Genomic DNA, 25,115 nt, shown 5'->3' on the forward strand with positions numbered 1-25,115 from the left:
CTATTTCGATAACGCATTGATCAGATTTTGACTAGCCATTATTCCCATATTATCCACAGCTTGAACAGTAGAGGCCGCACAATGGGAACCAATTACTAAGTTGTTTAAAGATAGCAATTCTGTATTAGATGGCGGCTCTTGTTCGAATACATCAATCCCTGCTCCCCAGATTTGTTTTTCATTTAATGCATGGAATAGTGCTTTCTCATCAATAAGTCCACCACGTGCAGTATTGATAATGACTGCGGTTGACTTCATCATTTCAAATTGCTTCGCTCCGACCAAATGCTGTGTATGCTCATTTAATGGTAAATGTAGACTGATAAAATCAGCTTGTGAGAATATTTTATCCACCGTATCTACATACTCCACACCACTTTCCTCAGCATATGCTTTATCATGAAAAAGATCATATGCTAATACCTTCATATCAAATCCTTGAGCACGACGTGCTACTTTCTTACCGATGTTTCCAAGTCCGACTAGACCTAGTGTCTTCTTATGCATATCTACCGTCGTAATTTTGTTCCAATTTAGATGCCGGCACTCTTGATCGATATGAACTACTTTTCTTGCTGAGGAAAGCATCAATGCTAATGCATAGTCTGCAACAGCATCCGCATTTGCATTTTGCGTAACAGTAACAGGTATATTGTTCTGTTTGGCAAAATCCACATCAATATTATCTGTTCCGACACCATATTTTGATATTACTTTTAATTTTTGTGCATGCTTTAACACATCTGCATCTAGAGGGTCCACCCCAACAATGACCCCGTCTATATCTTTGACTTGTTCGATCATTTCATCTTTTGTCATAATACGGCCATAAGGATTATGGATGATGTCCAACCCTTTTTCTTTTAATAAGTCTATAGGCTCTTGACTATGCTTACCAAAAGAACGTGGAGTTACTAGTACTTTATAGCTCACCTTGGTTCACTATCCTTCCTACAAGTTTGATTAGATGAAACTTGTTTATTTTGACATTCTTAGATCATGTGCTATTTTTTCTAATTGATCAAAGTGTTTGTCGATATCCACTTGGAATACCTCTGCAATCACTTGTGTCCAGCCATGTATAAAGTAAATCCAGCCATCTTCCACATGTAAATTTTTATTTTCTTTGTGTGCTAATCCTTGATGCATAAAGTCAAGTTCGCCACGGTAATTTAGTTCCCATACAAGGCTACCTTCAGGAAATTGCCCGTTATCTGTAAGTGGAGAACCTGGACGATCTTTTCCTAAACCTGTTGCATTAACTACCATCGAATTCGTGCTAAGTTTGTTTAAGATTGCATCATTATCTTCAGGCTCTGGACAAACATGATACTCAAATTTTGTTGGCGTATCTATTTTACTTAGTAATTTCTCTGCAGATTTCAGACGGGCTTCGCTTCTGTTGCTTAGAATTATCTTCTTCGGAACGTTATCCCCATGTTTTTTCTCTGTTAAATAGGAGCTTATAGCTAATGCGCTACCTCCAGCCCCCATAATAAAAACTTCCCCATCTTTATGCCAGAAATTTTCTGGAATAAATGCTTCCATTGCTAATCCACTAGTGATTGGATCCTTAGCGTGTCCTTCTAACTTACCGTTTTTCTTTGAAATAGAAGAAATTTCATCTAACATTTCAGCATGAGGATCCATGAAATCAAACATAGATTTTGTAGCATTATATAAATCAATTTTATGCGTCGTAACTAGAGCACCCTTTGATAATGGATCGTTTTTAATAAAATCTACACAATCTTGATAATCCTTTTCGTCTGCATGAATGTCAATATCGATTCCTTCTAGTACTGCATCTTTTAAACCAAGCTCCTTAGCCCACAGCGGAAATAGTTTCATGATGGACGATTGTTTTGTCGTTACCCCAATAAAATACATGGTTGGTTGGGTTGCTTTTCTTGGTAAATCCATTTTTATACACGCCTTTCCTTTTATTTTTTATAGGAAAATGCTGTTGCTGGGTTATGCACCATCATTTTCTCTATTGACTTTTCTTCTATCCCATAGTTCTTTAATAATGGAATAAATGATTCTTTAATATGATCTAAACCAATAACACCGCCATAGCTTTTTAATCGCTGTCTAGTCGTATCAAGGCCGAGTAAAATAGAGTCCTCTAGGCCCCATTCAATCATTTGCACAATCATTTCTGCTTCAGATTCATCACTATGGTATTTAAATCTTCCAATCGTATCATATTCGAGATAAATACCTCGCTCAGCTATTTCCTTATGCACTTCAAGGCCATCTAACGTCCGATCTAAATGACACATAATTAGCTGCTCTGGCGGAACACCATTTTCTGTATAAAAGTCTGCTAAAATAACAGCCTGTTGCTTACTCTCGGTATGACACATAATTGGAGCACCTGTCTCCAATGCTACTTTTGCTGCTGCATGGAACCATTTCTTCTCTGGGTCTTTCACACGTTCTTCATCAATAGCCGTTTTGATAATTCCCGCTCGGTTTTCTATTTTTTGTTGAGGGGGTTGGGTATCTGTTTGAATATACATTCCCTCTGTTAGCTCATTAGTAAAAACCTCTGTCAACTGTCCCTCCGTAAAGCTAAAAATCCAGTGATCGTTCGGATAAAAAGCTAATTTATGGAATCCTGTTGAAGCTACGATATGAATACCAGTATCCTGTGAAGCTTGAACTAATGATGAAGCAATTCTACCAGATCCAAGCGGTTGAGCATCCACAATGGTCGAACCACCAATTCGTTTAAAGGTTTCTAGCTCTTCAACGGTTAGCTTATAATCGTCAATTCTTAATGCAGAATTCACTTTAGCTGGCTGACCATCAGCAAGAAATAAATGTTCATGACTATGACAGAACCCCATTTGATCTTTTTCAATTGAACCGAGAACCGTTTGAATCATTTTAAACCCTTCTTTCGTCATAGATTCACATATTTTGCGACTCTACTAAATATGCAAGGCTTCTTTCTAGTAGTCTCTCTATTCTTTCCACTTAGGATTTTCAATGATTTCTGGCTTTCCATCTTTCTCTACAATTAGATGTCTAAAGCCTTTTGTCTCAATTGTGCCATAATCGTGACCTGCATCTGCACGGAAAACAAAGAAAGTAACCAATGGTTCGTTACCAGTATTAATACTTCTATGTGCATAACGCCCCGGGACATATACAGCATTACCCGGCTTAAATTCTTCTGCTGCCCAATCTCCTTCTGGATTTTCCATTAATAAATAGCCACTGCCACTTAAGCAATAGTATACCTCTGCCGTATCTAATATCGTGTGGAAATGTCCTTTAGTCATATGATATTCATTTCCTACCGTTCCTGGATAGACAATGCTTGTTCCGAACAACAAGTTACTATCTTTTTGCGGTAAATCTAATTGATAAAACTCGTATGCAAGTTCATCTTGTTTTTCTAACATCTTTTCTAAGGATTCGTCATCAGAAAACATCCCTTTCATGTTGGAAAGGTATCGCTTTGACGTTTCTTTGTCTTTTGACATACCGTTTGCTAAATCAAAATACATGGTAAATGGACTTACGTTAAATTCTTCACTCATTGAAAAACACTCCTTGATGTTAATTATTTTTTAATATATTAAAGATGACAGTAAATATTGTCATAATGTTGTCATTACCAGTTCCATCAGAATAATCACTTTTTTAGAGGTACTCGAACACTAAACTTATTTAAGTCTCCTCGATAGCGCCCAATCGAATATTCAAATGGTTTATCATCGCTTAAATAAGCTACAGTTTTTGTTAAATGAATAGCTGAAGCTGGGTGAACACCAATTTTTTCAGCATCTTCTTCGTTCACATTAATCGCTTCAATATCTCTTAAGGCATAGCTTATGTGAAGCTCATAATTTGTTTCTAACGTTTTATACAGTGATTGATTTTCTAAATCTTCTTCTAGTAAATTTGGGGCGAGATCATAAGGAACGTACGTAGTTACTAAGACGTATGGTTCCTCCTTGACATATCGAAGCCGTTCTAAGTGATAAAACCTTGTATACTTCGACCCAAATATCTCTTCTAATATAGAGTTAGTCTCTACTATTTGTTTGCTTAATAAAATTGTTCGATACTCAAGACCTTTTTCATTCATTTCATCGCCAAAGCTCCTTAAGTTCTCTAAAAACCATTGGCTAATTTTCTTTCCAGTTACGAAAGTACCTTTACCATGCTCTCTCCGAAGTAACCCTTCAGAGACAAGTTCGTCTAATGCTTGCCTGACTGGCGTTCTGCTAATATCATACATCTCTATTAACTCACGTTCTGAAAGTATGGGCTCCCCAGGCTTTAAAACTCCATTCTCTATATCTTTTTTTATTATCTCCTTTAATTGGAAATACAAAGGTAATGGATTATTCTTATCAATCCCAGCCTTTACTTTTTTCAATGAATCCCCCCCCTAATGTAAGGTATTTTCAACCTTTATTTATCTTCATACTTAAATGTCATGTTGTAATTACCACTCACATTTTAATTAGATCATAATTTAGAAAATATTGTCAATTAAGGGAGCGTTTAATACATATATTCGGAACCTAAAATTAAAATGTATAATTCAAAAATCTCCTTAAATTCATTAACGGATACTTATTCCATCTCAATCATTGCTTTCATTGCTTTATCTTTTTGCTCATCAATAATTTCATATGCTTTCATATAGTCTTTAAATTTGAGTCTATGTGTAATAAGGGAATCAAACTCTATGAAACCATCATTCACTAATTCAATAGCTTTAATATAATCTTCCTCTATATACATAGCACTTCCTTTTAAAGTCAATTCATGGTCTTGTACATATCCCATGTTAATATTGCCGAAGTCTGCAAACACCCCTACAACAACAATCGTACTACCTTTTCGAGCATAGTCAATCGCTTGTCCTGTTGTTGCATTAATTCCTACACATTCGAAAATATAATCCGCTCTATCTGGACCGAAATTGTCTAATATAGCATCTAGTAAATCCTCATTTTTTGCATCAACAGTTTGAATACCGCAATTTTTTGCCACTTCTAAGCGGTATTCACTTAGTTCAGAAATTAAAACCGCTTCAGCCCCCATTGCATTTGCTGTCTGTGCCACAAGGTTACCAATAGGTCCGCCGCCTAATACTAAAATTTTCTTCCCATTGATGTCTCCTGCTCTTCTAATAGCGTGAACTGCCACGGCAAGTGGTTCAATTAATGCACCATGCTCGTAAGTCATGTCAGTTGGTAGCGCGATTACTTTATTGGCATCCACTACAAAGTATTCACTAGCCATTCCAGTAGTTTGGAAGCCCATTACCTCTAACTCTTCGCAATCATTATACATTCCATGCGCACATGGATAGCACTTCCCGCAAACAACTTGAGGTTGAACCGTAACCTTATCGCCTACTTCAACATTCGATACTTCCGATCCGATTTCTACAACTTCTCCAGATACCTCGTGTCCTTGTACAACTGGGTAGCTTGTATAAGGATGTTTACCGTGATTTACATGAATATCTGAACCACAAACCCCAATACTTTTCATTTTAATTTTGATCTGATCAGATTTCATCTCTGGTACAGGCACATCATTAAATTCAATCTTGCCTGGTTCCACCATTATTGCTTGTAACATCTTCAAACTCCTCTCCTCCATTATAAGCAATTACTCATAGGTAATGATTGCTTTTTTTAGTATTTCATTATTGGAAAATTTCTCGAAAGCTTCGAGAATATTTTCAAAACGGAAATAATCTGAAATATAATCTTTCAATTGAAGATCTCCAGACCTTATCCATTTCAGTATTTGTTCATAAGCTTCGCCTTCTTCTTGTTTGTACGGCATTTGTTGAAAACTCAGCTTCCAATTATACGGTGCTTTGCTCCAATCAAGGAGCATCTGATTACCGTTTGGAACTCCGTAGCAAAGGATTTCTCCCCTATCTCTAATAAGCTCCATCGCCTGGTTGATCACTTTTGTTGAACCAACTGCATCCAGAACACTGTTCACACCTTCTGGATATAAATGAAGAACTTCATCATTTATATTACATTCTCTACTATTAATAGCGTGTGTAGCACCATTCTCTAGCAAAATCTTGCGTTTCTCCTCGCTTCTAGCAATACCAATGATGGAATGTACACCTTTTAAACTCATTAATTTTATAAAAGTAACAGCAACTGGGCCACTACCAAAAACGACAATACTGTCGCTAAGTTTAATATTAAAATATTCAATCGTACTATAAACCTCTCTAAAGGTCACCAACATTGCTGCATCCACAGGATTGATGTCTGTTGGTACAACTTGCTGAGCATAAGCGGGTTCAGGAATATCTTTCTCATCATATGCATTTTTATCATGAATGACTCCATATTCACTAAAAGCTCCCCAAGCAGACCCTAATGATCCATAAAGCTCTTTATTCGGATCATTGAATGGAAGCATAACAATATCTCCAATTTGATAACTAGTCACTTCAGAACCGACTTCCACTACTTTTCCAACTGCTTCGTGTCCTAACATGACTGGGTAACTATCTTTTGGAAAGTTTTTAAAACTTCCTTCTATTAATGTTGCATCTGTACCGCATAAACCACAGCTGATAGTTTTAACTAAAGCTTGTTTTGAGTTAAATGATGGCTTTGGAATTTCCGTTACTTCTAATTGGCCTTCTCGATCAACAGTTAAGGTTTTCATTTATATGCCTCCCTTCTAGATGAAACGCTGAGACTAGCATTTTACTAGTTATTACTAGGACTAAACTGTTTTTTCCTTTTTACTAGTTACAATTTGTAATAGAACTGCTGCAATTATAATGAAACCTTTTATAATATCTTGAGGGTAAGATGGAACAGACATGAGGTTCATTACGTTACCAATTAAACCTAATACTAATGCCCCAATTACTGCTCTAGCCACAAAACCTTTTCCTCCTGCAAGACTTGCACCACCAATAACACAGGCTGCAATAGCATCTAGCTCTTGCATTTGACCGACTGTTGCACTACCTGTTGATGTTCTTGCTGCGACAAAAACCCCAGCTAATGCAGCTAAAGATCCAGACAGTGCATACGTAGACATTACGAATCTTTTAGTTTTAATCCCTGCTAGTTGAACTGCTGTTGCATTACTACCTACTGCAATAACCGTTCTACCCCAACCTGTGTACCTTTGTACTAGTATAAATAACACAATTAAAGCTGCTGTAGCCAAAATTATTGGAAAAAAGTTATCTCTATCCACAATATTATCAAGTGTTCCTTGCTCCATTTTTACAGGAGTACCCATGGTTAAAACAAATGCAAAACCTCGCGCAATCGTCATCGTTGCGAGTGATGCAACGAATCCCTGAATACCTGCATACGCTACCAATATGCCGGTAAACATACCAAATAATAGACCTACAATTACTGCTAAGATCATTGCTGGTATGTAATTAATACCTAAATCTGTAATCAACATAGCAGATACGGTTGCCCCAACAGCCATTACCGAACCTACTGACAAGTCAATACCACCGGTTAAAATAACGAACAACATACCAATTGCTACAAGGATTGGTGCTGCTTGTTGTAAAGCAATGTTCGTTAAGTTCATTGTTGTAAAAAAGTAGTCTGAAAGCATCCCACTAATTATAATCAATAAAACAAAAATAAAATAAGTATTATAATTAATTAAAAAATGTTTTAGATCAAATCCCTTTTGTTCACTAGTCATTGTTCATTAAACCCCCATCGCCAACTTGATTAAATTATCTTCATTTAAGTCTTCTTTTGGAACTTCTCCTACCACTGAGCCATGACGCATAACAATCGCTCTATCACATAGCCCAATTATTTCTGGCATTTCTGACGCTATAACAATCACGCCTACACCTTCTTCTGCTAATCGATTAATAACTTTATAGATTTCCGTTTTTGCACCAACGTCCACACCACGAGTTGGTTCATCGAAAACAATGAAGTCACAATCCGCTGCTAACCATTTTGCTAAAGCTATCTTCTGTTGGTTACCACCACTTAAACTATTTGCGTTATCTTCAAGCGATCCATATTTGGTAGAAACGCTTGCTAGCAATTCCTTAGCGTAGGCTTTTTCCTTTTTGTGATTAATTATATCTAGCTTTTTTACTTTTTTCATGGCTGATAGTGTTGTATTCATTCGAATAGACTGTTCCAATAATAAACCTTGTTTTTTTCTATCTTCGGGTACTAATCCGAACTTATTCCTTATTGCATCTTTTGGACTCTTGAAATTAACTTCTTCACCAAAATAAATGACCTTTCCAGAACTTTTCTTATCTGCTCCAAATATGGCACGCATTGTTTCTGTTCTACCAGCCCCAACTAGACCACTAAATCCAACTACTTCACCTTTTCGAACAGAAAAGTTCACTTCCTTCACCATATCACTTGTACTTAAATTTTCTACTCTGAGTATCTCTTCACCAATTTCCGCATTTCTTTCTGGGAATAGTTGTTCAATATCACGACCAACCATCATTGAAACAAGTTGATCTTTATTGATTTTTGAAGTAGCAACGGTATCAACATAGCCACCATCTTTAAGTACAGTAATACTATCACAAATTTCAAAAAGCTCTTCTAAACGGTGTGAAATATAAATAATACTTACACCCTCAGCTTTTAATTGGCGAATTATCGATAATAACTTTTCTGTTTCTGAGAATGTTAACACTGCCGTTGGCTCATCAAAAACCAATACCTTTGAATTCCTTGCTAAACATTTACATATCTCTACGATTTGCTGATAGGCTACACTTAAGTCTCCTACCGTGTCTTCGGGATTTATATGCCCAAAACCTAAACGTTCTAATTGTGTTTTAGCTTTTCTTTTTAACTCTTTCCAATTTACAAAAACACCAGATTCGGCCATATTATCGATAAATATATTTTCTGCAACGGTTAAATCAGATGCTAACATAAATTCCTGGTAAATAACGGATACACCCATATCTATCATTTTTTTCGGTGAAGTTGACTTTGCTTCATTTCCGTCAATAATGATTTCACCTTCATCTCTTTTATAGGCACCAGCTAGAATCTTCATTAAAGTAGATTTACCAGCACCGTTTTCACCAATTAACGCATGTATTTCTCCCTTTTTCACATTTAGGGAAACATCTGTTAATGCTTTCACCCCACCAAAGCGTTTCGATATGTTATTCATTTGAACGATATTATATTCATCCTGCATTGTTGTGTCTCCCTTCCACAGCAGAATATTAAAATATATATTTATACAAAAACGCAAAGAAAACTTAGGTACATCATTCAATTGATAGTTCACCCAGTTTTCCTTACGTGCTAGAGAATCCTCCCGTTGTTAAAAAAGGAGGATTCCCACTTCACTTACTTCTTAGATTCATATTATAAGAAAAGGTTTACACTTATAATCGAATCTAAATAAATGTTTAATTGAATAATTGCCTTATTATGTTACAAATATGATAAATGTAATTTTAATTAGTATTTGGTGTTAAAATCCAAGGTCATAATATTCATCAACATTTTCTTCAGTGATCGCTGCTGGCTCTGTTAAAGTAACCTCTGGATATCCTTTTGGATCTTCGCCATCTACTAAAATTTCCTTAGCAATTTCTACACCTTTTTCAGCAACTAGAGTCGGACTGTTTAAACCAGTAGCAAAGTATTCGCCTTCTTTAATTAAGTCAAATGCTTCATGTGCACCATCTGCTGCAGCTACCATGTCGACACCTTCAATCCCAGCGTTTTCAAGTGCTGTTATTGCACCAAAAACCATTTGATCATTTTCACCTAACACTGTTGTTAAGTCTTGGTTGGCTGTAATTAAATCTTCTGCTTCAGAAAGACCAAGTTCTTCTGTCCAGTTACCCCAACCTTGTCCAACTACGCTGAAATTCGCTTCTTCATGCTTTGCTTGACCACTTGAAAGTAATTCATCGTCAAATGCAAGTGCTTCTTCCCAAGCCTCTTCTTCAGATATTCCAGTTTTACCTTCAATAATACCAGTAAATAAACCAGTTCTTCTTTCTTTACCAGCAACATTTCCTTTTGCACCACTTAAGATAATCGCTTTTATTTCTTCATCGCTCATTTTCTCAGCATATTCTAAACCTACTAATCTACCATTCTGCTCGTTATCAGAATATACTGTAGTAACATCATTTGCCTCTTCATCAACCCCACTATCAAGGTTGATTACTGGAATCCCTGCTTCTGCAGCTCGATCAATACTTGATACAACTGCGCTTGGCTCAATTGCATCAACAAATATTAAATCTTTACCTTGAGAAATAAAAGTTGAAATATTGTTTGATTCTTTTGTTGTGTCACCGTTTGCATCAAGTACGTCCACATTCCATCCTTCTGCTTCACCAAGTTGTTCTATTTGTTCTACTAAAGATACAAAATATGGGGAGTCTTGTGTTTTAATAGCGAAGCCAATGTCAATTTGTTCATCACTAGTACCTTCTTCGCTTGAACTTTCTTCACTTGAAGTATCCTCTCCTGAGTCTGCTCCCTCACTATCACCTGATGCGCCCTCAGAAGAACCACATGCTGATACTACGAACATTGTTAATCCGAGAACTAGTAGTAATAAATATAAACTCTTTTTCATTTTGCATAACCCCCTGATAAATTTTTAATATTTTTAATACATAGTATTGTTATGACATTACAATATTATGTATTAGTTATATTATTACTATATTACATTTTGTTATCGTTTTCAACCGTTTTTTTTATTGAAAATCTTAATTCTTATAAAATGAATCTACTGATACTATTTACTGAGTATCAACAATTCTATTTACTATATAAATTTCCCACATTATTAATAAAGCAATTTCATCCGGCACATATGGAAAGAGTTTTCTTCCGATTGTCTTACAAGTTCCATTCCTTACAGGCATTTTTTATACAGAAGTAAAGCCACCGTCCATAATTAAATCAGTACCAGTTGTAAAGGATGCTGAATCAGACAGCAAATAGATAACACCACTTGCTAATTCCTCTGGCTTACCCATACGCTTAAATGGTGTCAAATCCTCCCAAAGATTTCTCCAATCCTCACGGACGAAAGAAGTCAATTCTGTAAAAATATAGCCAGGACTTATAGAATTTACTCTTATGCCTTGATCCGCCCACTCTACTGCAAGAGACTTCGTCAATTGAACAACACCAGCCTTAGAAGCATTGTACGATGCCTGGCGTTGTGGGTAATTAACGATTGTACCTGACATAGAAGCTGTATTGACAATAGCTCCTTTTCTGTCATTGGCCATTAAATATCTAGCAAACGCTTGTGCAACAAAGAAAATACCATTTAAATTCACATCAATTACCTTACGCCACTCATCTGGCTCTAAATCTACAACCGGCTTCTGCAAAACAATCCCAGCGTTGTTAAATAATAAATCTACCTTGCCCATTTCTGCATCTGCTTTTTCAATTGCTGAAGTAATCTGCTCTGGTTGTGTAACATCAACTCCGTATGCAATTGCTTTACAAGCAAATTCCTTAGCTAATTCATCGGCTGTTTCTTGTGCTTTTTCTCCTTGTCTATCAAAAATAACTAAATTTGCTCCGACAGCAGCAATATGTTCAGCCACTATCTTCCCAATACCTTGAGCACCGCCAGCGACTAACACTACTTTTCCTTCTAACGAAAATAACTTTTTTAACATATCCATATTTTATTAGCTCCTTTAACGTATTTTCCCCTGTACTATAGACGCTTAACGTTTATTTGATCATACAATTTTTTTCTATCTTCTTCTTTAAAGCTACCAGTTGTCATTGTTAATGCATTTGCTGTTGAGACGGAAATAGCATACTTTAACATGTCTTCAATACTATAATTTCTCTTTAGACCAACTGCAAGAGCAGCTACCATTGAATCTCCAGATCCCACCGTGTTCACAGGTGAAATTCTAGGTGGCTTACCATGAAATAAGCCTTCTTCACTTACAACAAGTGCTCCTTTTTCCCCTAATGAAATGACTACTGTTTCTATACCTAGACCTTGTAATTGTTTCGCTTCATCGACAAATTTCTCCCAATTATCGTCGGAAACGCTAAGTAAATTTTGCACTTCATCCGTATTCGGCTTAATTATGGAAGGTTCTGCTGTAATACTTTCCTTAAGAAGATCTCCACTAGTATCTAGTATGACCTTTTTGTTTTTTTGTTTAACCATTTGAATGAGTTTTGCATATATATCCGTCTCTACACCCCTTGGAGTACTTCCAGATATAGTAATTACTTCGCTTTCATCAATGATTTGCTCAAACTTTTTAAGAAATCCTTCTATATCTTTATCAGATACCGACGCACCCGGTTCTAAAAATTCAGTGGAGTTTCCCTCTTCGTCTAGCACGTTAATACAAGTTCTAGTTTCTGACGCTGTATGCACAAAGTTATTCGGTATTTGCTGTTCATCTAGCATTTCCTTTACATATGCTCCGGCATGTCCACCGATGAAACCTGTAGCAAGGACATCCTCCCCACAAAGCTTTACGATTCTAGCGACATTTAAACCTTTACCACCAGGGGTTACCTTACAATCCTGAACACGCATTACTTCATCTTTTTTTAATTCGCTAATGATATACGATTTATCTATTGCGACATTTAATGTAACTGTAGTAATCATAGTCTATCCTTTCTATTCTATAAAAACATGATTATTTACTACTATCTATTAAAATTTTTCCTTTCACTTCGCCAGGTGTCTTAAATAATTCAAATGCATCCGCTATTTGACTAAGAGGAATCTTTTTGTCTATGAAGGCGTCTTCTATTTTGAATTCACCTGTATTAATATAATGAGATGTTAACGTCCATTCTTCACCCGGAAAACCTGAACTATAAGACATCCAAGAGCCAGTCAACATAAATTCCTTGCGATTTAATAACTCCCATTCATCTACTGAAAAGGTCAATTCTTTCTTTGGAGTACCAATTAAGCATACCCCACCTTTATTCGCGACTAAATCATATGCCATTTTCATAGTGGCTGTACTGCCTGCTGTCTCATATACGTAATCAAACCCTCGGTCATCTGTATATGACTTTGCAAGTTTGATAAAACCTTCCTCCAAAGTGTTGACACACTCATCAGCACCTAATTTTTTGGCAAGGTCAAGCCTTTCATCGTTAATATCAAAAACAACTATCTTTTTAGCTCCAAAGATCTTTGCCCATTGCAAAGTAAACAGACCAATCGTTCCTCCACCTAAGATAGCAACAGTTTTGCCACCCTTATAATCAAGGCGATTCAAGCCATGTAATGCTACAGTAATTGGTTCAAAGAAAGCGCCTTTTTCGAAGTCTATTGAGTCATCAAATTTCACCGCATTTTCCTCTGGAACTACTACATACTCCGCAAAACTTCCATATTGTCTAGAACCAATAAAGCTGTAGTATTTACAAAGGGAGTAATTTCCTTTCTGGCAATCTTCACATTTCATACACGGAACTAATGGTGCACCTGCTACTTTATCACCTACCTCTATACGTGTAACACCCTCACCAACTTCTTCTACAACTCCCGAAAATTCATGACCTAACACATTAGGATAGTAGCGAGAAGCGTCTCCATTAACCCTTGGCAGATCGGAGCCACAAATTCCTGTGTACTTTACTCGAACGAGAACTTGCCCCTTATTGGGAGATGGTGTTGGAATGTCTTCATATCTCAAGTCCTCTCTTGCGTGTAATACTCCTGCTTTCATATTCCATCCTCCTTTTTCTATCTATCAAATGTATCCGCTAATTTATCTGATAGTTCTAAATATAACGCAAAAGATTTTTCGTAACTTTTGTGTTTTTCCATATCTGGTTCCTGCACTCGATTAATGTTTACTGTTTTTTCAACAGCTTCGGGAAAGTCTTTATATATACCTACCCCTACACCTGCTAAAATTGCCGCACCAAGTGTAGTAGCTGTATCAGATGTTGGAATGCTGATTTTACAACCTGTTACATCAGCATACATTTGAATCCATAATTCACTATTGGCTACTCCGCCCATTGCTCTTAAATCTAATTCATCCACATCAACGCCAGCTTCTTCCGCTACCTTCAAATTGTGCTGAACAGAGAAAACCACACCTTCTAAAGCTGCACGAATTAAATGTGCTTTTGTTTTATCAAAGCTTAGACCATAAAATACACCTTTGGCATTTGGATCCCAAATTGGACAGCGTTCACCAGCCATATACGGAAGAAAAGTGACACCATCTGCCCCAGGCGCAATGTCCTCTGCTAGAGCCGTTAGCTCATCAAACGATTTTCCTGCACCTAATTCTTGTTTGAACCAGCGTAAGACACCTCCACCACCAACGGTTCCACCTTGCAATAGCCACTGATCAGGAACCACATGCGGACTAAAGATTAACTTTGGGTGTGCAATCGGTTCATCTTCACAAATACTCATTCCACCCGCTTGTCCACCTTGAATTTGGGTTTGCTTAGGCAAATGTACTCCTGCGCCCAGTGTCCCACAAGCTGCATCTAGTCCACCTGCAACAACAGGCGTACCTTCTATTAGAGAGGTTAAGTCTGCTGCATCTCTTGTGACTTTGCCAATGACGTCATGACACTGATAAATATCTGGCATTTTATCTAAAGATAAGCCCATCTCTTTAGCAAGCTCTTCTTCATAGGTACACGTCTTTGTGTTGTAGAAATGCACCCCATAGTTTTGACATTTATCAACAGACATTACACCAGTCAATTTCATGCCAATAAAACTATTGCTTTGCAAAAATTTATATGCTTGTTCATATATATCCGGTTTGTTTTCTTTAAACCATAATAGTTTAGGCGTTGTATACGCAGGTAAAAAAGAATTACCTGCAACTTCAAAGATTTTTTCATCTCCAATTTGCTCCGTCACACGTTCCGCAATATCTTTTGCCCTTGTGTCCATCCAAATTGGTGTGTTATCTAGACAATTTCCACCTTTATCCACAGGTATTGCAGACCAGCCCTGTCCTGCAATTCCAACCCCTTTAATTTGAGTCGGATCAATCTCCTCCTTTCCCATACATTCCTTAACACCTATACAAACAGCTTCCCACCATTCATTTGGGTCTTGTTCTACCCATCCAGCATCAGGATAGAAGATATTATAAGACTGATTGGACTGTGCTATTACTTGACCTTCCACATTAAATATAGCAATCTTGCATGCTGAAGTACCAATATCAATGCCTAACAGTAAATTTTCCATACGATAACTGATCTCACCTCCTATATATTATGCTTTACCTACACTGCCACATACTTTCATTTTGTCGATAGCCATTTGTTTCACATATTCACGGCCAACAATCGTATATTTTTTGGGATCAATTACATCTGGCGTTTCGGCAAGTACTTTTTTGACACCCTGTGAAAATGCAGTTCGAAGCTCTGTTGCATAATTCACTTTGGAAATACCATTTTTTATACAATCTTGAATAGCTGCTTCAGAAAGACCTGATCCCCCGTGTAAAACTAATGGTACATCTATCGTTCTACTAATCTCATATAATCGCTCCACATCAAGCTTTGGAATTCCTTTATACACCCCATGTAAAGTACCTATAGCCACAGCTAATGATGATACGTTAGTCTTTTCTACAAATTCTTTTGCTTCTTGAGGGTCGGTATAGCCATCTTCACTAGTTTCCTCATCCCCTTCTTTTCCACCGACTTTCCCCAATTCAGCCTCTACAGGAATTCCAGACGGCGCACAAGCTTCCACAACTTTCGCTGAGATGGCAATATTATCATCAAATTCTTTTTTAGAACCATCAATCATAATGGATGTATATCCAGCTCTTAATGCTTGCATAGCTAAATCAAAGCTATCCCCATGATCCAAGTGAAGCGCAACCGGAACACTTGCACGTTCAGCAGCCGCTTGCACCATTGCAAAATAATACGAAAAATGCGCATATTTAGAAGTGTTTGCAGATGTTTGTAAAATAACTGGTGATTTTAATTCTTCTGCACCTTCTACAACTGCTTGCACCATCTCCATGTTTTCGACATTAAAAGCAGCTAGTGCATACCCCCTTTTTCTCGCATCATGTAACATCTGTTGAGTCGTAACTAATGACATATTCGTTTCCTTCCCTTCTTTCTTCTGTTCAAATAATCATTTACATTTTGGACATTTTTGCAAAAACTTCTTTTAATGCAAAATAAGAATCATCAAATATTTCTTTCATAGGTTGATAGTCTTTTACTGCTAGCGGATCTGGCGTATGCTCTGAGTTAATTTCAATAAATTCATTAATCACATCAAAATCTTTAAATAACCCAACACCAACACCACCAGTTACAGCAGCACCCATTGAACTTGCTTCTTCTAGTACAGTTGGAACTTTTACCTTAGCATTATAAATATCGGCCATCATTTGGCGCCATATCGCACCTTTTGCCCCTCCACCAACAACAAGCAATTCCTCTATATCTACTTGCTTACGGAGAATGTCTAGGACAATGGAAAGATTCATCGTGATTCCTTCTAGTACACTTCGCATTATATCTCCACGTTGATTTTCAGACCTTAAGCCAATAAAAGCACCTTTTGCATTGGGGTCCCATCTTGGGGCTCTCTCTCCTAATAAATAAGGAAGGAAAATAACACCATTAGAACCAACTGGTGTTTGTTCAATTTGTTCATTAATATAATCATAAGGTGATGTATCTTTTAGTTCTGCTTGGTGTGTTTCATATTTACATATTGTATTTTTAAACCAATTGTAAGCTCCACCAGCTGTTTGCATTGTTCCATTTGGTGCATATAAGCCCGGTACAACATGCGCCCATGTTACCGTTCTCATATCCTCGTCAAATATAGGCTCATCAGAAGCTGTTGTTACCCAAGCCGAAGTTCCAATAGAGCAATATGTCTTTCCTGGTGAAATGGATCCTGCTCCTACACTTGCGGTAACACCATCACCTCCACCAAGCACTACTGGTGTACCTTCTGCTAGACCTGTTGCCTCTGAAGCCTCTTTTGTGACACCACCAGCGACAAATGTGGATGGTTTTAACTCAGGAAGCTTATCTTTATCTATCCCAGCGTATTCGATGATTTTGTCAGACCATGTTAAATTTTTCAGATCAAAACATCCGTTACTGTTACCATCAGAATAATCCGTATAAAAATTTCCTGTTAGTCGAGTAACAATAAAATCCTTTGCGTTCAATACTTTATAAGTTTTATTATAGATCTCTGGCTCATTGTCACGAACCCACATAAGTTTTTGCACACCATACGACGCCGTGTTTTGGTGTCCTACAATATGGTAGAATTCCCTTTGTGAAATGTAACGTTCAATTTGAGCCACCTGATCTTGCGCTCGTTGATCTGCCCAGATAATAGACTTGCGTAACGGATTCCCACTTTCATCTACACACAGACAACCCATCATCTGACCACTAAAGCTCACTGCAGCAATATCTGTCGGATTAATGTTTAACGTGCTAATTAGTTTATTGCTTGTAATACTTACCGCATTCCACCAGTCCTCTGGATCCTGTTCAACCCATGTACCTTTAAAATAATCTGTATCATAGGAAGCAATATGGCTACCTATTAACTTTCCACCTTCGGAAAAAAGAGTAGCTTTATTTCCTGATGTTCCTATATCATGCGCTAATATATATTTCGTCACTCACAAACACCTCCACTCCAGTCCTAACGAGAACTGTGTATTCGTTTTCCAAACAATGTAATAAAAGTTATTATTGATTGTTAGCCGAAATAATAACTTCGAATCTATTTCTGTCTCCACGATATCTCGCTAATGAGTATTCAACTGGTTCATCGTATGCGTTGTAACCAATCGATAAAAATTGTTGAATCGCTTTGTCGCTATTAATATTCAAATTTTGAATATCGTAATCTTCCGCACTAACCGCTTCAATATAACGACGAATCTTATATATCTGTGTATCATCATGTGTCGCTAACACCGGATACAAGGATTCTTCAGCTAAATCATGATTTAAGACAAAGCTACACTTATTATAAGGAAGATATGTTTTCACCATCACAATTGGTTCATCATCAGCAAACCGTCTACGATGAATGTATATTACTTTCTCATTCGGATCCAATTTGAGTTCATTAGCTACATACTCAGGTGGATCGACCAATTCAAAATCAAGAAGTTCTGTGTGTGGAGTGCGTCCTAATTGGGCAATTTGATCATTAAAGGAGCCTAACGCTTGGACAAAGCTTTGATTAATTTTAGGCTTGGACACATACGTCCCTTTACTTTTCACACGGTATAACCAACCCTCTTGAACAAGTTCAGTTATTGCTTGTCTAACTGTTGTTCGACTGATTTTAAACATTTCACTTAATTCACTCTCGGTTGGAATCATACTACCGATTTTATATGTTCCATTTTTAATTTCAGAAAGGATGAGTTCCTTCAGTTGAAAATAAAGCGGAATGGGTACCGATTTATCTAAGACTACTTGTTTCACTATTATCTTCCTCTCTTCTAATTACTACATGTTCTGAATACATACCATCACAACCTTTAAAAAATTTACTGCAAAAACACTATAATGATAACCTTTTTCTCGATTTTCACTCTAGTCTGTTGATTTTTCGCTTGACAGAAATGTTCAAGTCTCTTTATCATTTAAGCATGCAGTATCAATATCGTATTGTTACTATATAATAACATAGTTAATTTTATCGTTCAATACGCTGATTAATTTTGTAAAAACGCATTCACCCTTGATATGATCATCATAAAGTTAGTACTAATATGGAGCAACAATACTTGAAACGATATGATGAATGCTGACATCCTATAAAAATTTTATTTGTTTCTGCCACTCATTACTTTACCAACTTTTTTGAAAACCCTATCAATAGGGTTAACATAAATTTGAAACATTATGGAGGTTTTATTTATGAAATTTGGTACTTATTTTGCTTATTGGGAACAAGATTGGGATACAGATTACCTTAAATATGTTAGTAAAGTAGCCAATCTTGGGTTTGATGTTTTAGAAGTAGGTGCGGCTGGCATCGTCAATATGTCAGATGAAGAACTGTACAAGTTAAAAGCAGAAGCAGAAAAACACAATATTCGACTAACCGCTGGGATAGGGCTCCCTAAAGGTTATGACGTTTCTTCTAATGATGAAAACATACGCCAAAATGGAATAGCATTTATGAAAAAAATTTTAGATGCCTTAGATAAAGCGAATATTCGTGTTATCGGAGGTACCATTTACTCTTATTGGCCAGCAGATTATACACAGCCAATAAATAAGGAAGATGCTCGTGAGCAAGGTATTAAAAGCATGCGGGAACTAGCTGACTATGCAGCTCAATATAATATTACATTATTAGTAGAGTCACTAAACCGTTTTGAACAATTCCTGATTAATGATGCAAAGGAAGCCGTTGACTTTGTCAAGGACATTAATAAAGATAACGTTAAAGTAATGCTAGATAGCTTCCATATGAACATTGAAGAAGATCATATTGGTGATACCATCCGTTATACAGGTCAATATTTAGGTCACCTACATATCGGTGAAGCAAACCGAAAAGTGCCAGGGAAGGGACATCTGCCTTGGACTGAAATAGGGCAAGCTCTTCGCGATATAGGATATGACAGAGACGTTGTCATGGAACCATTTGTTCGTCCAGGCGGTATTGTCGGATCAGATATTAGAGTTTGGAGAGACCTTTCCAACAATGCAGATGAAGCTCAATTAGATGCAGACATTAAAGAATCCCTACAATTTATAAAAAAAGTATTTTTAAAATAAGTAATAATAAGGGGCAAAGAGGTTTTTGCCCCTTTGTTTGTCCCCTCCAAAGTCCTTACCCCACCTGTGATGGTAGTACGACCAAGGACATTCTTCACATTCTATTCTGATTTGGAAATGCTACTCACAAAACCCTCGCCGTTCTATATTCCTCTGCCAACGCCCGTACACTCGTTCTCAACGTAATCATACCCGATCGCCGAACATACACGAGTTCTTCTTTAGGATCCAGCATCTTGATTCGCTTCACCGTATATCCATTCCTTTGCAATAATTCCCTTGCCTGCTCCTCGTTTTCTGCCAAAAGGGTAACAGGTTCTTCTCCTGTCTCCGCCCAATACCCCAATAAAGGGGTTTCGATCCCGATTGTTTTCTGGTAATTCAGTAACAATTGCTTCATCCGTTCATGATGCTTTGGCTTAAAATAAAGATCCAATTCACTCTGATCATCCTCCAGCGTTAACACTTGCTTTTCAAAAACGACAAACATGATCAAACTCTGCAACCCGTAATATTGCTCCTCCATCGACACCTCCAGCAACTCTTTTAGTGTCATTCGCGCACCTCCAAATCAGCGATAATCCCTGTCGCTTTGTTATAGAATAACTCCACATTGCCAATGGCCCCATCCCGATTTTTCGCGACATTCACATCTAATAGATGAGGCGTTTCTGATTCGTCATGGTAATAATCATCACGATATAAAAAGACAATCACACTTTCTCGAAGTATTTGAATACTAATGACAATTCTTTCAGGTGAAGAGATATCATCCTTAATTGTTGAGTTCTTAAAAGATTGCTAAAAAAAGAATGAAATCAAAAAAATGTAACAAGATACCTAATATAGATAGTTGTCTCTGCTATAACCTTTATACTTGAGACGTGCACTGTAGTAACGTTACGCACGTATTTATCATTGAAAAGTACCTACCCATAGAGTAACTATCCCGGATGAAGGAAAGAGCATTCCAATAGGGAATGATCCTTGACGTTATACATAGGAGGACTTAATTTAATCATGGATAAACAAGAGATCCTTAATAAAATTGAAGAAGCTAAGGTTGAATTTATTCGCATGGAATTTACTGATATGTTAGGAGATACCAAAAACGTTGAGGTTCCTGCTAGCGAAATTAGCGCAATATTAGATAACGAAATCATGTTTGATAGTTCTTCCATCGTTGGATTTACCTCGATTGAGGCAAGTGATATGAACCTGCATCCAGATTTAGACTCGTTCATCATTGTGCCACCTGAGCTAGAAGATGGAGAAAATGTCGCTCGTTTTATTTGTGACATCTATACGCCTGAAGGAGAACCCTTTGCCGGAGACCCACGATCTATTTTGAAAAAAGCTCTCCAAGAGGCAAAACAAATGGGGTATGATGTCAATCTTGGCCCTGAGCCTGAGTTTTTCTTATTTAATCATGATGAAAAAGGTTACCATACCACCGAGTTAAATGACCGAGCTGGTTATTTTGATGTATCCCCTTTTGATCGAGGCGAAAAATGCCGTCGCAGTATCGCAAAAACATTACAAAAAATTGGTTTTGAGATGGAAGCATCCCATAAAGAAGTAGCAAATGGACAACATGAAATCAATTGGCGTTTTGATAGTGGACTCAGGACAGCTGATAAAATTCAAACTTTTAAATATGTCGTGCGTAATATTGCAGCTAATTATGATATGCACGCCACCTTTATGCCTAAACCTTTATTTGGTCAAAATGGATCTGGCATGCACATTCATATTTCTCTATTCCAAGATGAAGAAAACGTATTTTATAATGAAGCAGCTGCAGACCATTTATCCGATACAGCTCGCCAATTTATGGCAGGTGTACTAACCCATGCACAAGGCCTTTCCGCTCTTACAAATCCAACAGTGAACTCATATAAGCGTCTTGTTCCTGGTTACGAAGCACCTGTCAATGTGGCTTGGTCACATTCTAACCGAAGTTGTCTGATCCGTGTGCCAGCAACCAGAGGCGAAGGTACCCGGTTCGAAGTGAGAAACCCTGATCCAACTGCAAATCCTTATTTAGCAATAGCTGCGATTATTTATGCAGGACTTGACGGTATCAAAAACCAATCCAAGCTTGGCCCAGCAGAAACAAGAAATTTATATGAGGTTGAAGCAAAAGATGTCCCAACTTTACCTACTAACTTGAAAGAAGCTCTAGATAGTATGAAGAAAGATGAGGTCATTTCAAAAGCTCTTGGAGACTATGCCTTTCAAAAGTTTATTGAAGAGAAAGAAAGTGAATGGCTGGAATACAGTTCACAAGTAACCAAGTGGGAACAAAAAAGGTATATGAAAAAATAAGAAGCGGGATTCTCCTGCTTCTTCTACCTTTTTGCAGGAACACCCTTTACATTAAGTGAAATTCACCCAAATAAATACCCAGGATATACTAATTGCTTTTTTGCAAAACAACAAACATGATCAAACTCTGCAACCCGTTGCTCCTCAATCGACGCCTCAATCAACTCTTTTAATGTCATTCTCGCACCTCCAAATCAGCGATAATCCCTGTCGCTTTGTTATAGAATAACTCCACATTGCCAATGGCCCCATCCCGATTTTTCGCAACATTCACATCTAATATATTTGGCGTTTCTGATTCATCATGGTAATAATCATCACGATATAAAAAGACAATCACATCCGCATCTTGTTCAATGCTCCCCGACTCTCTTAAATCCGACAGCATCGGCCGCTTATTTCTTCGCTTTTCCACTTCCCTCGATAATTGTGCAAGGGTGACTACCGGCAAATCATAATCCTTTGCCATCGCTTTGAGCTGATGAGACAAATATGTAACACGAAGGTGCTCACTTTGATACGTTTCCTTTGTTTGGATTTTCGTCAAATAATCAATAAAAACAATAAACTCCCGATTCGGATATTTCTTCATCACACGCCGTATGTCTGAACGCATATCTTGGATCGTTTTCATCGAATCATCGAAAATCTCCACATCATAACCACCTAACACCCCAATAGCTTCGGACCATGCTCGCTTTTGGGCATCTGTCAGCATATGCGATTGTTTTGACAGCATCCCATTAATTTTCGCTTCTGTACTAATCATCCTTCTTAGCAATGCTTTTTTGTACATTTCCAGTGAAAAAATGATCGGCACAACCCCTTGTTCACAAGCCCCTTTCGCCATCCGCAGCATCAGCGCTGTTTTCCCCATCGATGGCCTTGCACCAACGATAATGCTTGTCTTTTTCTCAAAACCAATCAGCAGCTTGTCTAACGATTTCAGCCCAGTTGTGATCATCGATTCGTTCCCTTTTTCTTGGAACGGCTCCTTGTGTAACTCAAGCAGCACATCCTGGACTTCCTGTTCCTCGCTGACCCCCTTATCCGCAATATTTTCTAAGTGTACCATCAGCTGATCCGTGTTTGGCTCACCGCTTGCTAGATAATGCTCTAACTGTTTACGTACCTCTTTTTCTTTGAACACTTCTAAAAAAGTTTGCTGATAACTCTCAAAACTGCTTGTCACGCCATCTGTTTTCAAGGTGTTCAAAAAATCGATCCCGCCCATACGTTTGAGCTCTTCATAACATGCAGAAAGAAGGGTAACCTGATCGATCCCTTTCCCATCTTGGTGCAGCTTCACCATCGCACGAAAAAGAACTTGATGAACAGACTTCTCCATCATGCCAGGGGTTATTTTCGCTTCCTCGATCAACGTATTATCTTTTAGAAAACAGCCGAGCAGCTGACGCTCAAGAAGTTCGATTTGCATCATGAAGCCTCCCCTCTTGCTCTCGTTTTCGCTCCTGTTCCTCCATTACCTGCTCCCATGCCAGTTGCTCGGCGCACTTTTTTTGTTCTTTCACCCAATATTTTTTCAAACCAGCAACGGTTGGATGATAGGTCTCATGATCGATATACCGCTGTACCATGAGGCGAAATTCACGGTCGGTGCATGCTTCAAATTGCTCGAACCATTTCTTCGCAACGGCCGATTGGTTGAGTGCAATATTCCAATTCGGAAAAAAGGTTACCAGGTGATTCATCTGTTCCTGGAAAAATGGCTTTTGCATTAGAAATCAGCCACCTTTATGGGCGCTTTGGTATGAGTTGAGTGACTGTTTTTGGATAGATAAAATTCCGCTAGCAAGCGATCAACATCCTGAATGCTTTTAATCCCTTTGTTTTGCCAATCTTGCAAAGTACGCTCTACATACTTCCAGCTGCGTTTTTCTTGTTCCACCGCTTCTTGCATGGCTCTCATAATCACATCTTGAGTAAAATCACTTTCCCAGTCTGTGATTTTTTCAGAAATGTTCGGCGATATACGCGCTATGTGTTGATCAAAGTACTGGATGGGATTGAACTTGCGCATGCGCGTATTATTCTTATTATGTATTATTTCTTTACTCTCTTTTGCTTTCGTTTGGTTTCCTTTACTTTCCTTTCCTTTACTTTGTGAGTTTTTGTTGTCATCGTGTTGACATGATGTTGGCAAGGTATCGTCATTTATTTTTTCGGCAGTTGTGCCCTCTGTTGGCTTGTCATCTTTTTGGGGTTTTGGCTCTTCCGGTACCATTTCATCGATCAACAAGTAATCCTTTATGACTTCGACCTCTTTTCTCCTTTTCACAATTTCTTTATAGCGTTTCTGAATCCCCCTGGATGTCAGGATACTGAATTTTTCATACATAACGCGATCCAAAATACCATGCTCCATGCATTCCTCGACCACTTTTTCCACAAAATCGGTATTCGTTCTCGCTTCATCCGCAAACAATAGCTGCTCTTTCATTGTCCACCTGCACCAGTAACCGTGTGAATAAATTTTCTGCATTAATTTAATCGCTACAGCAAATCCTCCAAATCCAAATTGGATCTCCACTAACTTGAAGTTATCATCTAAATGCACATTCAACGGGAAATAATCGACACCTTGCTTTGTAGGTCTAGCCATGTGAGACAACCTCCTTTTGATTTTGAAGAGAAATTTTCTTCTCGCAACTATAATCTGAGTTTTTTGGGAGGTGGTGCCTAGCGGATTTTGTCGAATAGGAAAAGCCGTTTCCTTTTTTGGAGGAAACGGCTTTATGTTGGTGAGTTTGATGTGATTTTTTCGTTGATTTGATAGGCGAAAGGTTTTGTATATTCTAATATGAGACACGTTGGTACTGGTGATCAAGAGCGAACCGACATTCCTAGTGAAACACGATTTTGAGTCGTGCGCATCTGCCAATTCCGCCACAACCGTTGATGTACCAATATCATTAAAAATAATATCAATGCCTATTTTGTTAATGTCCATACGATTAATATATACCT

The 25,115-nt window shown here is 37.7% G+C and carries 24 protein-coding genes; 2 read left to right on the forward strand and 22 right to left on the reverse strand.

Features of this window, described 5'->3' with window-relative positions; all coding sequences use genetic code 11:
* From GHD00_RS01535 to GHD00_RS01615, 17 genes are all read right to left on the reverse strand, one after another.
* On the reverse strand, window positions 1-933 hold the full coding sequence (locus GHD00_RS01535; protein WP_163536322.1) for a phosphoglycerate dehydrogenase: 933 nt from the start codon (window positions 931-933) through the stop codon (window positions 1-3).
* Window positions 934-978: 45 nt separating this feature from the next.
* Window positions 979-1,923, reverse strand: a complete 945-nt coding sequence (locus tag GHD00_RS01540; protein WP_163536323.1) for a shikimate dehydrogenase family protein — start codon at window positions 1,921-1,923, stop codon at window positions 979-981.
* Between the two features lie 20 nt (window positions 1,924-1,943).
* The gene (locus GHD00_RS01545; protein ID WP_240468560.1) at window positions 1,944-2,894 is read right to left on the reverse strand and encodes a phosphotriesterase family protein; all 951 of its coding nucleotides are present in this window, start codon (window positions 2,892-2,894) and stop codon (window positions 1,944-1,946) included.
* 78 nt (window positions 2,895-2,972) lie between these two features.
* Window positions 2,973-3,554 carry a glucose-6-phosphate isomerase gene (locus tag GHD00_RS01550; protein WP_163536325.1) on the reverse strand — a complete coding sequence of 194 codons (582 nt, stop codon included), beginning with the start codon at window positions 3,552-3,554 and terminating at the stop codon, window positions 2,973-2,975.
* Window positions 3,555-3,649: 95 nt separating this feature from the next.
* Window positions 3,650-4,399: a GntR family transcriptional regulator gene (locus GHD00_RS01555; RefSeq protein ID WP_163536326.1), complete on the reverse strand. Its 750-nt coding sequence runs from the start codon at window positions 4,397-4,399 to the stop codon at window positions 3,650-3,652.
* A gap of 200 nt (window positions 4,400-4,599) precedes the next feature.
* Entirely contained in the window at window positions 4,600-5,619 is a 1,020-nt protein-coding gene (locus GHD00_RS01560) for a zinc-dependent alcohol dehydrogenase (protein ID WP_163536327.1), read from the reverse strand.
* Between the two features lie 30 nt (window positions 5,620-5,649).
* Entirely contained in the window at window positions 5,650-6,684 is a 1,035-nt protein-coding gene (locus GHD00_RS01565; protein ID WP_163536328.1) for a zinc-dependent alcohol dehydrogenase, read from the reverse strand.
* Window positions 6,685-6,744: 60 nt separating this feature from the next.
* Window positions 6,745-7,704, reverse strand: coding sequence for an ABC transporter permease (locus GHD00_RS01570; protein ID WP_163536329.1), 960 nt, complete (start codon window positions 7,702-7,704; stop codon window positions 6,745-6,747).
* 6 nt (window positions 7,705-7,710) lie between these two features.
* Window positions 7,711-9,204, reverse strand: a complete 1,494-nt coding sequence (locus tag GHD00_RS01575; protein ID WP_163536330.1) for a sugar ABC transporter ATP-binding protein — start codon at window positions 9,202-9,204, stop codon at window positions 7,711-7,713.
* Between the two features lie 282 nt (window positions 9,205-9,486).
* Complete coding sequence (locus GHD00_RS01580; protein WP_163536331.1) at window positions 9,487-10,611, reverse strand: substrate-binding domain-containing protein; 1,125 nt, start codon at window positions 10,609-10,611, stop codon at window positions 9,487-9,489.
* 298 nt (window positions 10,612-10,909) lie between these two features.
* Window positions 10,910-11,686, reverse strand: a complete 777-nt coding sequence (locus GHD00_RS01585) for an SDR family oxidoreductase (protein ID WP_163536332.1) — start codon at window positions 11,684-11,686, stop codon at window positions 10,910-10,912.
* A gap of 35 nt (window positions 11,687-11,721) precedes the next feature.
* Window positions 11,722-12,648, reverse strand: a complete 927-nt coding sequence (gene pfkB / locus GHD00_RS01590) for a 1-phosphofructokinase (RefSeq protein WP_163536333.1) — start codon at window positions 12,646-12,648, stop codon at window positions 11,722-11,724.
* 31 nt (window positions 12,649-12,679) lie between these two features.
* The gene (locus tag GHD00_RS01595) at window positions 12,680-13,729 is read right to left on the reverse strand and encodes a galactitol-1-phosphate 5-dehydrogenase (RefSeq protein ID WP_163536334.1); all 1,050 of its coding nucleotides are present in this window, start codon (window positions 13,727-13,729) and stop codon (window positions 12,680-12,682) included.
* Window positions 13,730-13,746: 17 nt separating this feature from the next.
* Entirely contained in the window at window positions 13,747-15,231 is a 1,485-nt protein-coding gene (locus GHD00_RS01600) for a xylulokinase (protein ID WP_163536335.1), read from the reverse strand.
* Window positions 15,232-15,258: 27 nt separating this feature from the next.
* Entirely contained in the window at window positions 15,259-16,107 is an 849-nt protein-coding gene (locus GHD00_RS01605) for a class II fructose-bisphosphate aldolase (RefSeq protein ID WP_163536336.1), read from the reverse strand.
* A 40-nt stretch (window positions 16,108-16,147) separates the two neighbouring features.
* Window positions 16,148-17,671, reverse strand: a complete 1,524-nt coding sequence (gene xylB / locus GHD00_RS01610) for a xylulokinase (RefSeq protein ID WP_163536337.1) — start codon at window positions 17,669-17,671, stop codon at window positions 16,148-16,150.
* Window positions 17,672-17,741: 70 nt separating this feature from the next.
* Window positions 17,742-18,491: a GntR family transcriptional regulator gene (locus tag GHD00_RS01615; protein WP_240468561.1), complete on the reverse strand. Its 750-nt coding sequence runs from the start codon at window positions 18,489-18,491 to the stop codon at window positions 17,742-17,744.
* A 438-nt stretch (window positions 18,492-18,929) separates the two neighbouring features.
* Here GHD00_RS01615 and GHD00_RS01620 point away from each other — a divergent pair, with 438 nt between their 5' ends.
* A complete protein-coding gene (locus tag GHD00_RS01620; RefSeq protein WP_163536338.1) occupies window positions 18,930-19,799 on the forward strand; it encodes a D-psicose 3-epimerase in 870 nt (289 codons plus the stop codon).
* Between the two features lie 124 nt (window positions 19,800-19,923).
* On the opposite strand, the gene GHD00_RS01625 is transcribed toward GHD00_RS01620, so the two are convergent.
* Together GHD00_RS01625 and GHD00_RS01630 are read right to left on the reverse strand one after the other, a co-directional pair.
* Window positions 19,924-20,325 (reverse strand): hypothetical protein, encoded by a 402-nt coding sequence (locus GHD00_RS01625; RefSeq protein WP_163536339.1) that lies wholly within the window; start codon window positions 20,323-20,325, stop codon window positions 19,924-19,926.
* A 26-nt stretch (window positions 20,326-20,351) separates the two neighbouring features.
* A complete protein-coding gene (locus GHD00_RS01630; RefSeq protein WP_163536340.1) occupies window positions 20,352-20,516 on the reverse strand; it encodes a DnaB-like helicase C-terminal domain-containing protein in 165 nt (54 codons plus the stop codon).
* 303 nt (window positions 20,517-20,819) lie between these two features.
* On the opposite strand from GHD00_RS01630, the gene glnA reads away from it, so the two are divergent.
* Complete coding sequence (gene glnA / locus GHD00_RS01635) at window positions 20,820-22,127, forward strand: type I glutamate--ammonia ligase (protein WP_163536341.1); 1,308 nt, start codon at window positions 20,820-20,822, stop codon at window positions 22,125-22,127.
* Window positions 22,128-22,302: 175 nt separating this feature from the next.
* Here glnA and GHD00_RS01640 read toward each other — a convergent pair whose 3' ends face one another.
* Genes GHD00_RS01640 through GHD00_RS01650 form a run of 3 tightly spaced genes read right to left on the reverse strand, consistent with a single transcriptional unit; the run spans window position 22,303 to window position 25,098 of the window.
* Window positions 22,303-23,565, reverse strand: a complete 1,263-nt coding sequence (locus tag GHD00_RS01640; protein ID WP_163536342.1) for a replicative DNA helicase — start codon at window positions 23,563-23,565, stop codon at window positions 22,303-22,305.
* Entirely contained in the window at window positions 23,546-23,866 is a 321-nt protein-coding gene (locus GHD00_RS01645; protein WP_163536343.1) for a hypothetical protein, read from the reverse strand. The genes GHD00_RS01640 and GHD00_RS01645 overlap by 20 nt, the downstream gene beginning before the upstream one ends.
* Window positions 23,866-25,098 carry a Lin1244/Lin1753 domain-containing protein gene (locus tag GHD00_RS01650; protein WP_163536344.1) on the reverse strand — a complete coding sequence of 411 codons (1,233 nt, stop codon included), beginning with the start codon at window positions 25,096-25,098 and terminating at the stop codon, window positions 23,866-23,868. The genes GHD00_RS01645 and GHD00_RS01650 overlap by 1 nt, the downstream gene beginning before the upstream one ends.
* Window positions 25,099-25,115 lie beyond the last annotated feature (17 nt).

The sequence above is a fragment of the Gracilibacillus sp. YIM 98692 genome, from assembly GCF_010993965.1.
GTDB lineage: Bacteria > Bacillota > Bacilli > Bacillales > Amphibacillaceae > Gracilibacillus.

Bases quoted from the DNA above. Each gene is read 5' to 3' on its own strand.
- GHD00_RS01540 (WP_163536323.1), bottom strand. From the start codon at position 1,923: ATGGATTTACCAAGAAAAGCAACCCAACCAACCATGTATTTTATTGGG.
- pfkB (WP_163536333.1), bottom strand. From the start codon at position 12,648: ATGATTACTACAGTTACATTAAATGTCGCAATAGATAAATCGTATATC.
- GHD00_RS01605 (WP_163536336.1), bottom strand. From the start codon at position 16,107: ATGTCATTAGTTACGACTCAACAGATGTTACATGATGCGAGAAAAAGG.
- glnA (WP_163536341.1), top strand. From the start codon at position 20,820: ATGGATAAACAAGAGATCCTTAATAAAATTGAAGAAGCTAAGGTTGAA.
- GHD00_RS01550 (WP_163536325.1), bottom strand. From the start codon at position 3,554: ATGAGTGAAGAATTTAACGTAAGTCCATTTACCATGTATTTTGATTTA.
- GHD00_RS01595 (WP_163536334.1), bottom strand. From the start codon at position 13,729: ATGAAAGCAGGAGTATTACACGCAAGAGAGGACTTGAGATATGAAGAC.
- GHD00_RS01575 (WP_163536330.1), bottom strand. From the start codon at position 9,204: ATGCAGGATGAATATAATATCGTTCAAATGAATAACATATCGAAACGC.
- GHD00_RS01620 (WP_163536338.1), top strand. From the start codon at position 18,930: ATGAAATTTGGTACTTATTTTGCTTATTGGGAACAAGATTGGGATACA.
- GHD00_RS01645 (WP_163536343.1), bottom strand. From the start codon at position 23,866: ATGCAAAAGCCATTTTTCCAGGAACAGATGAATCACCTGGTAACCTTT.
- GHD00_RS01580 (WP_163536331.1), bottom strand. From the start codon at position 10,611: ATGAAAAAGAGTTTATATTTATTACTACTAGTTCTCGGATTAACAATG.
- GHD00_RS01640 (WP_163536342.1), bottom strand. From the start codon at position 23,565: ATGCAAATCGAACTTCTTGAGCGTCAGCTGCTCGGCTGTTTTCTAAAA.
- GHD00_RS01650 (WP_163536344.1), bottom strand. From the start codon at position 25,098: ATGGACATTAACAAAATAGGCATTGATATTATTTTTAATGATATTGGT.
- GHD00_RS01600 (WP_163536335.1), bottom strand. From the start codon at position 15,231: ATGGAAAATTTACTGTTAGGCATTGATATTGGTACTTCAGCATGCAAG.
- GHD00_RS01625 (WP_163536339.1), bottom strand. From the start codon at position 20,325: ATGGAGGAGCAATATTACGGGTTGCAGAGTTTGATCATGTTTGTCGTT.
- GHD00_RS01565 (WP_163536328.1), bottom strand. From the start codon at position 6,684: ATGAAAACCTTAACTGTTGATCGAGAAGGCCAATTAGAAGTAACGGAA.
- GHD00_RS01585 (WP_163536332.1), bottom strand. From the start codon at position 11,686: ATGGATATGTTAAAAAAGTTATTTTCGTTAGAAGGAAAAGTAGTGTTA.
- GHD00_RS01545 (WP_240468560.1), bottom strand. From the start codon at position 2,894: ATGATTCAAACGGTTCTCGGTTCAATTGAAAAAGATCAAATGGGGTTC.
- GHD00_RS01570 (WP_163536329.1), bottom strand. From the start codon at position 7,704: ATGACTAGTGAACAAAAGGGATTTGATCTAAAACATTTTTTAATTAAT.
- GHD00_RS01560 (WP_163536327.1), bottom strand. From the start codon at position 5,619: ATGTTACAAGCAATAATGGTGGAACCAGGCAAGATTGAATTTAATGAT.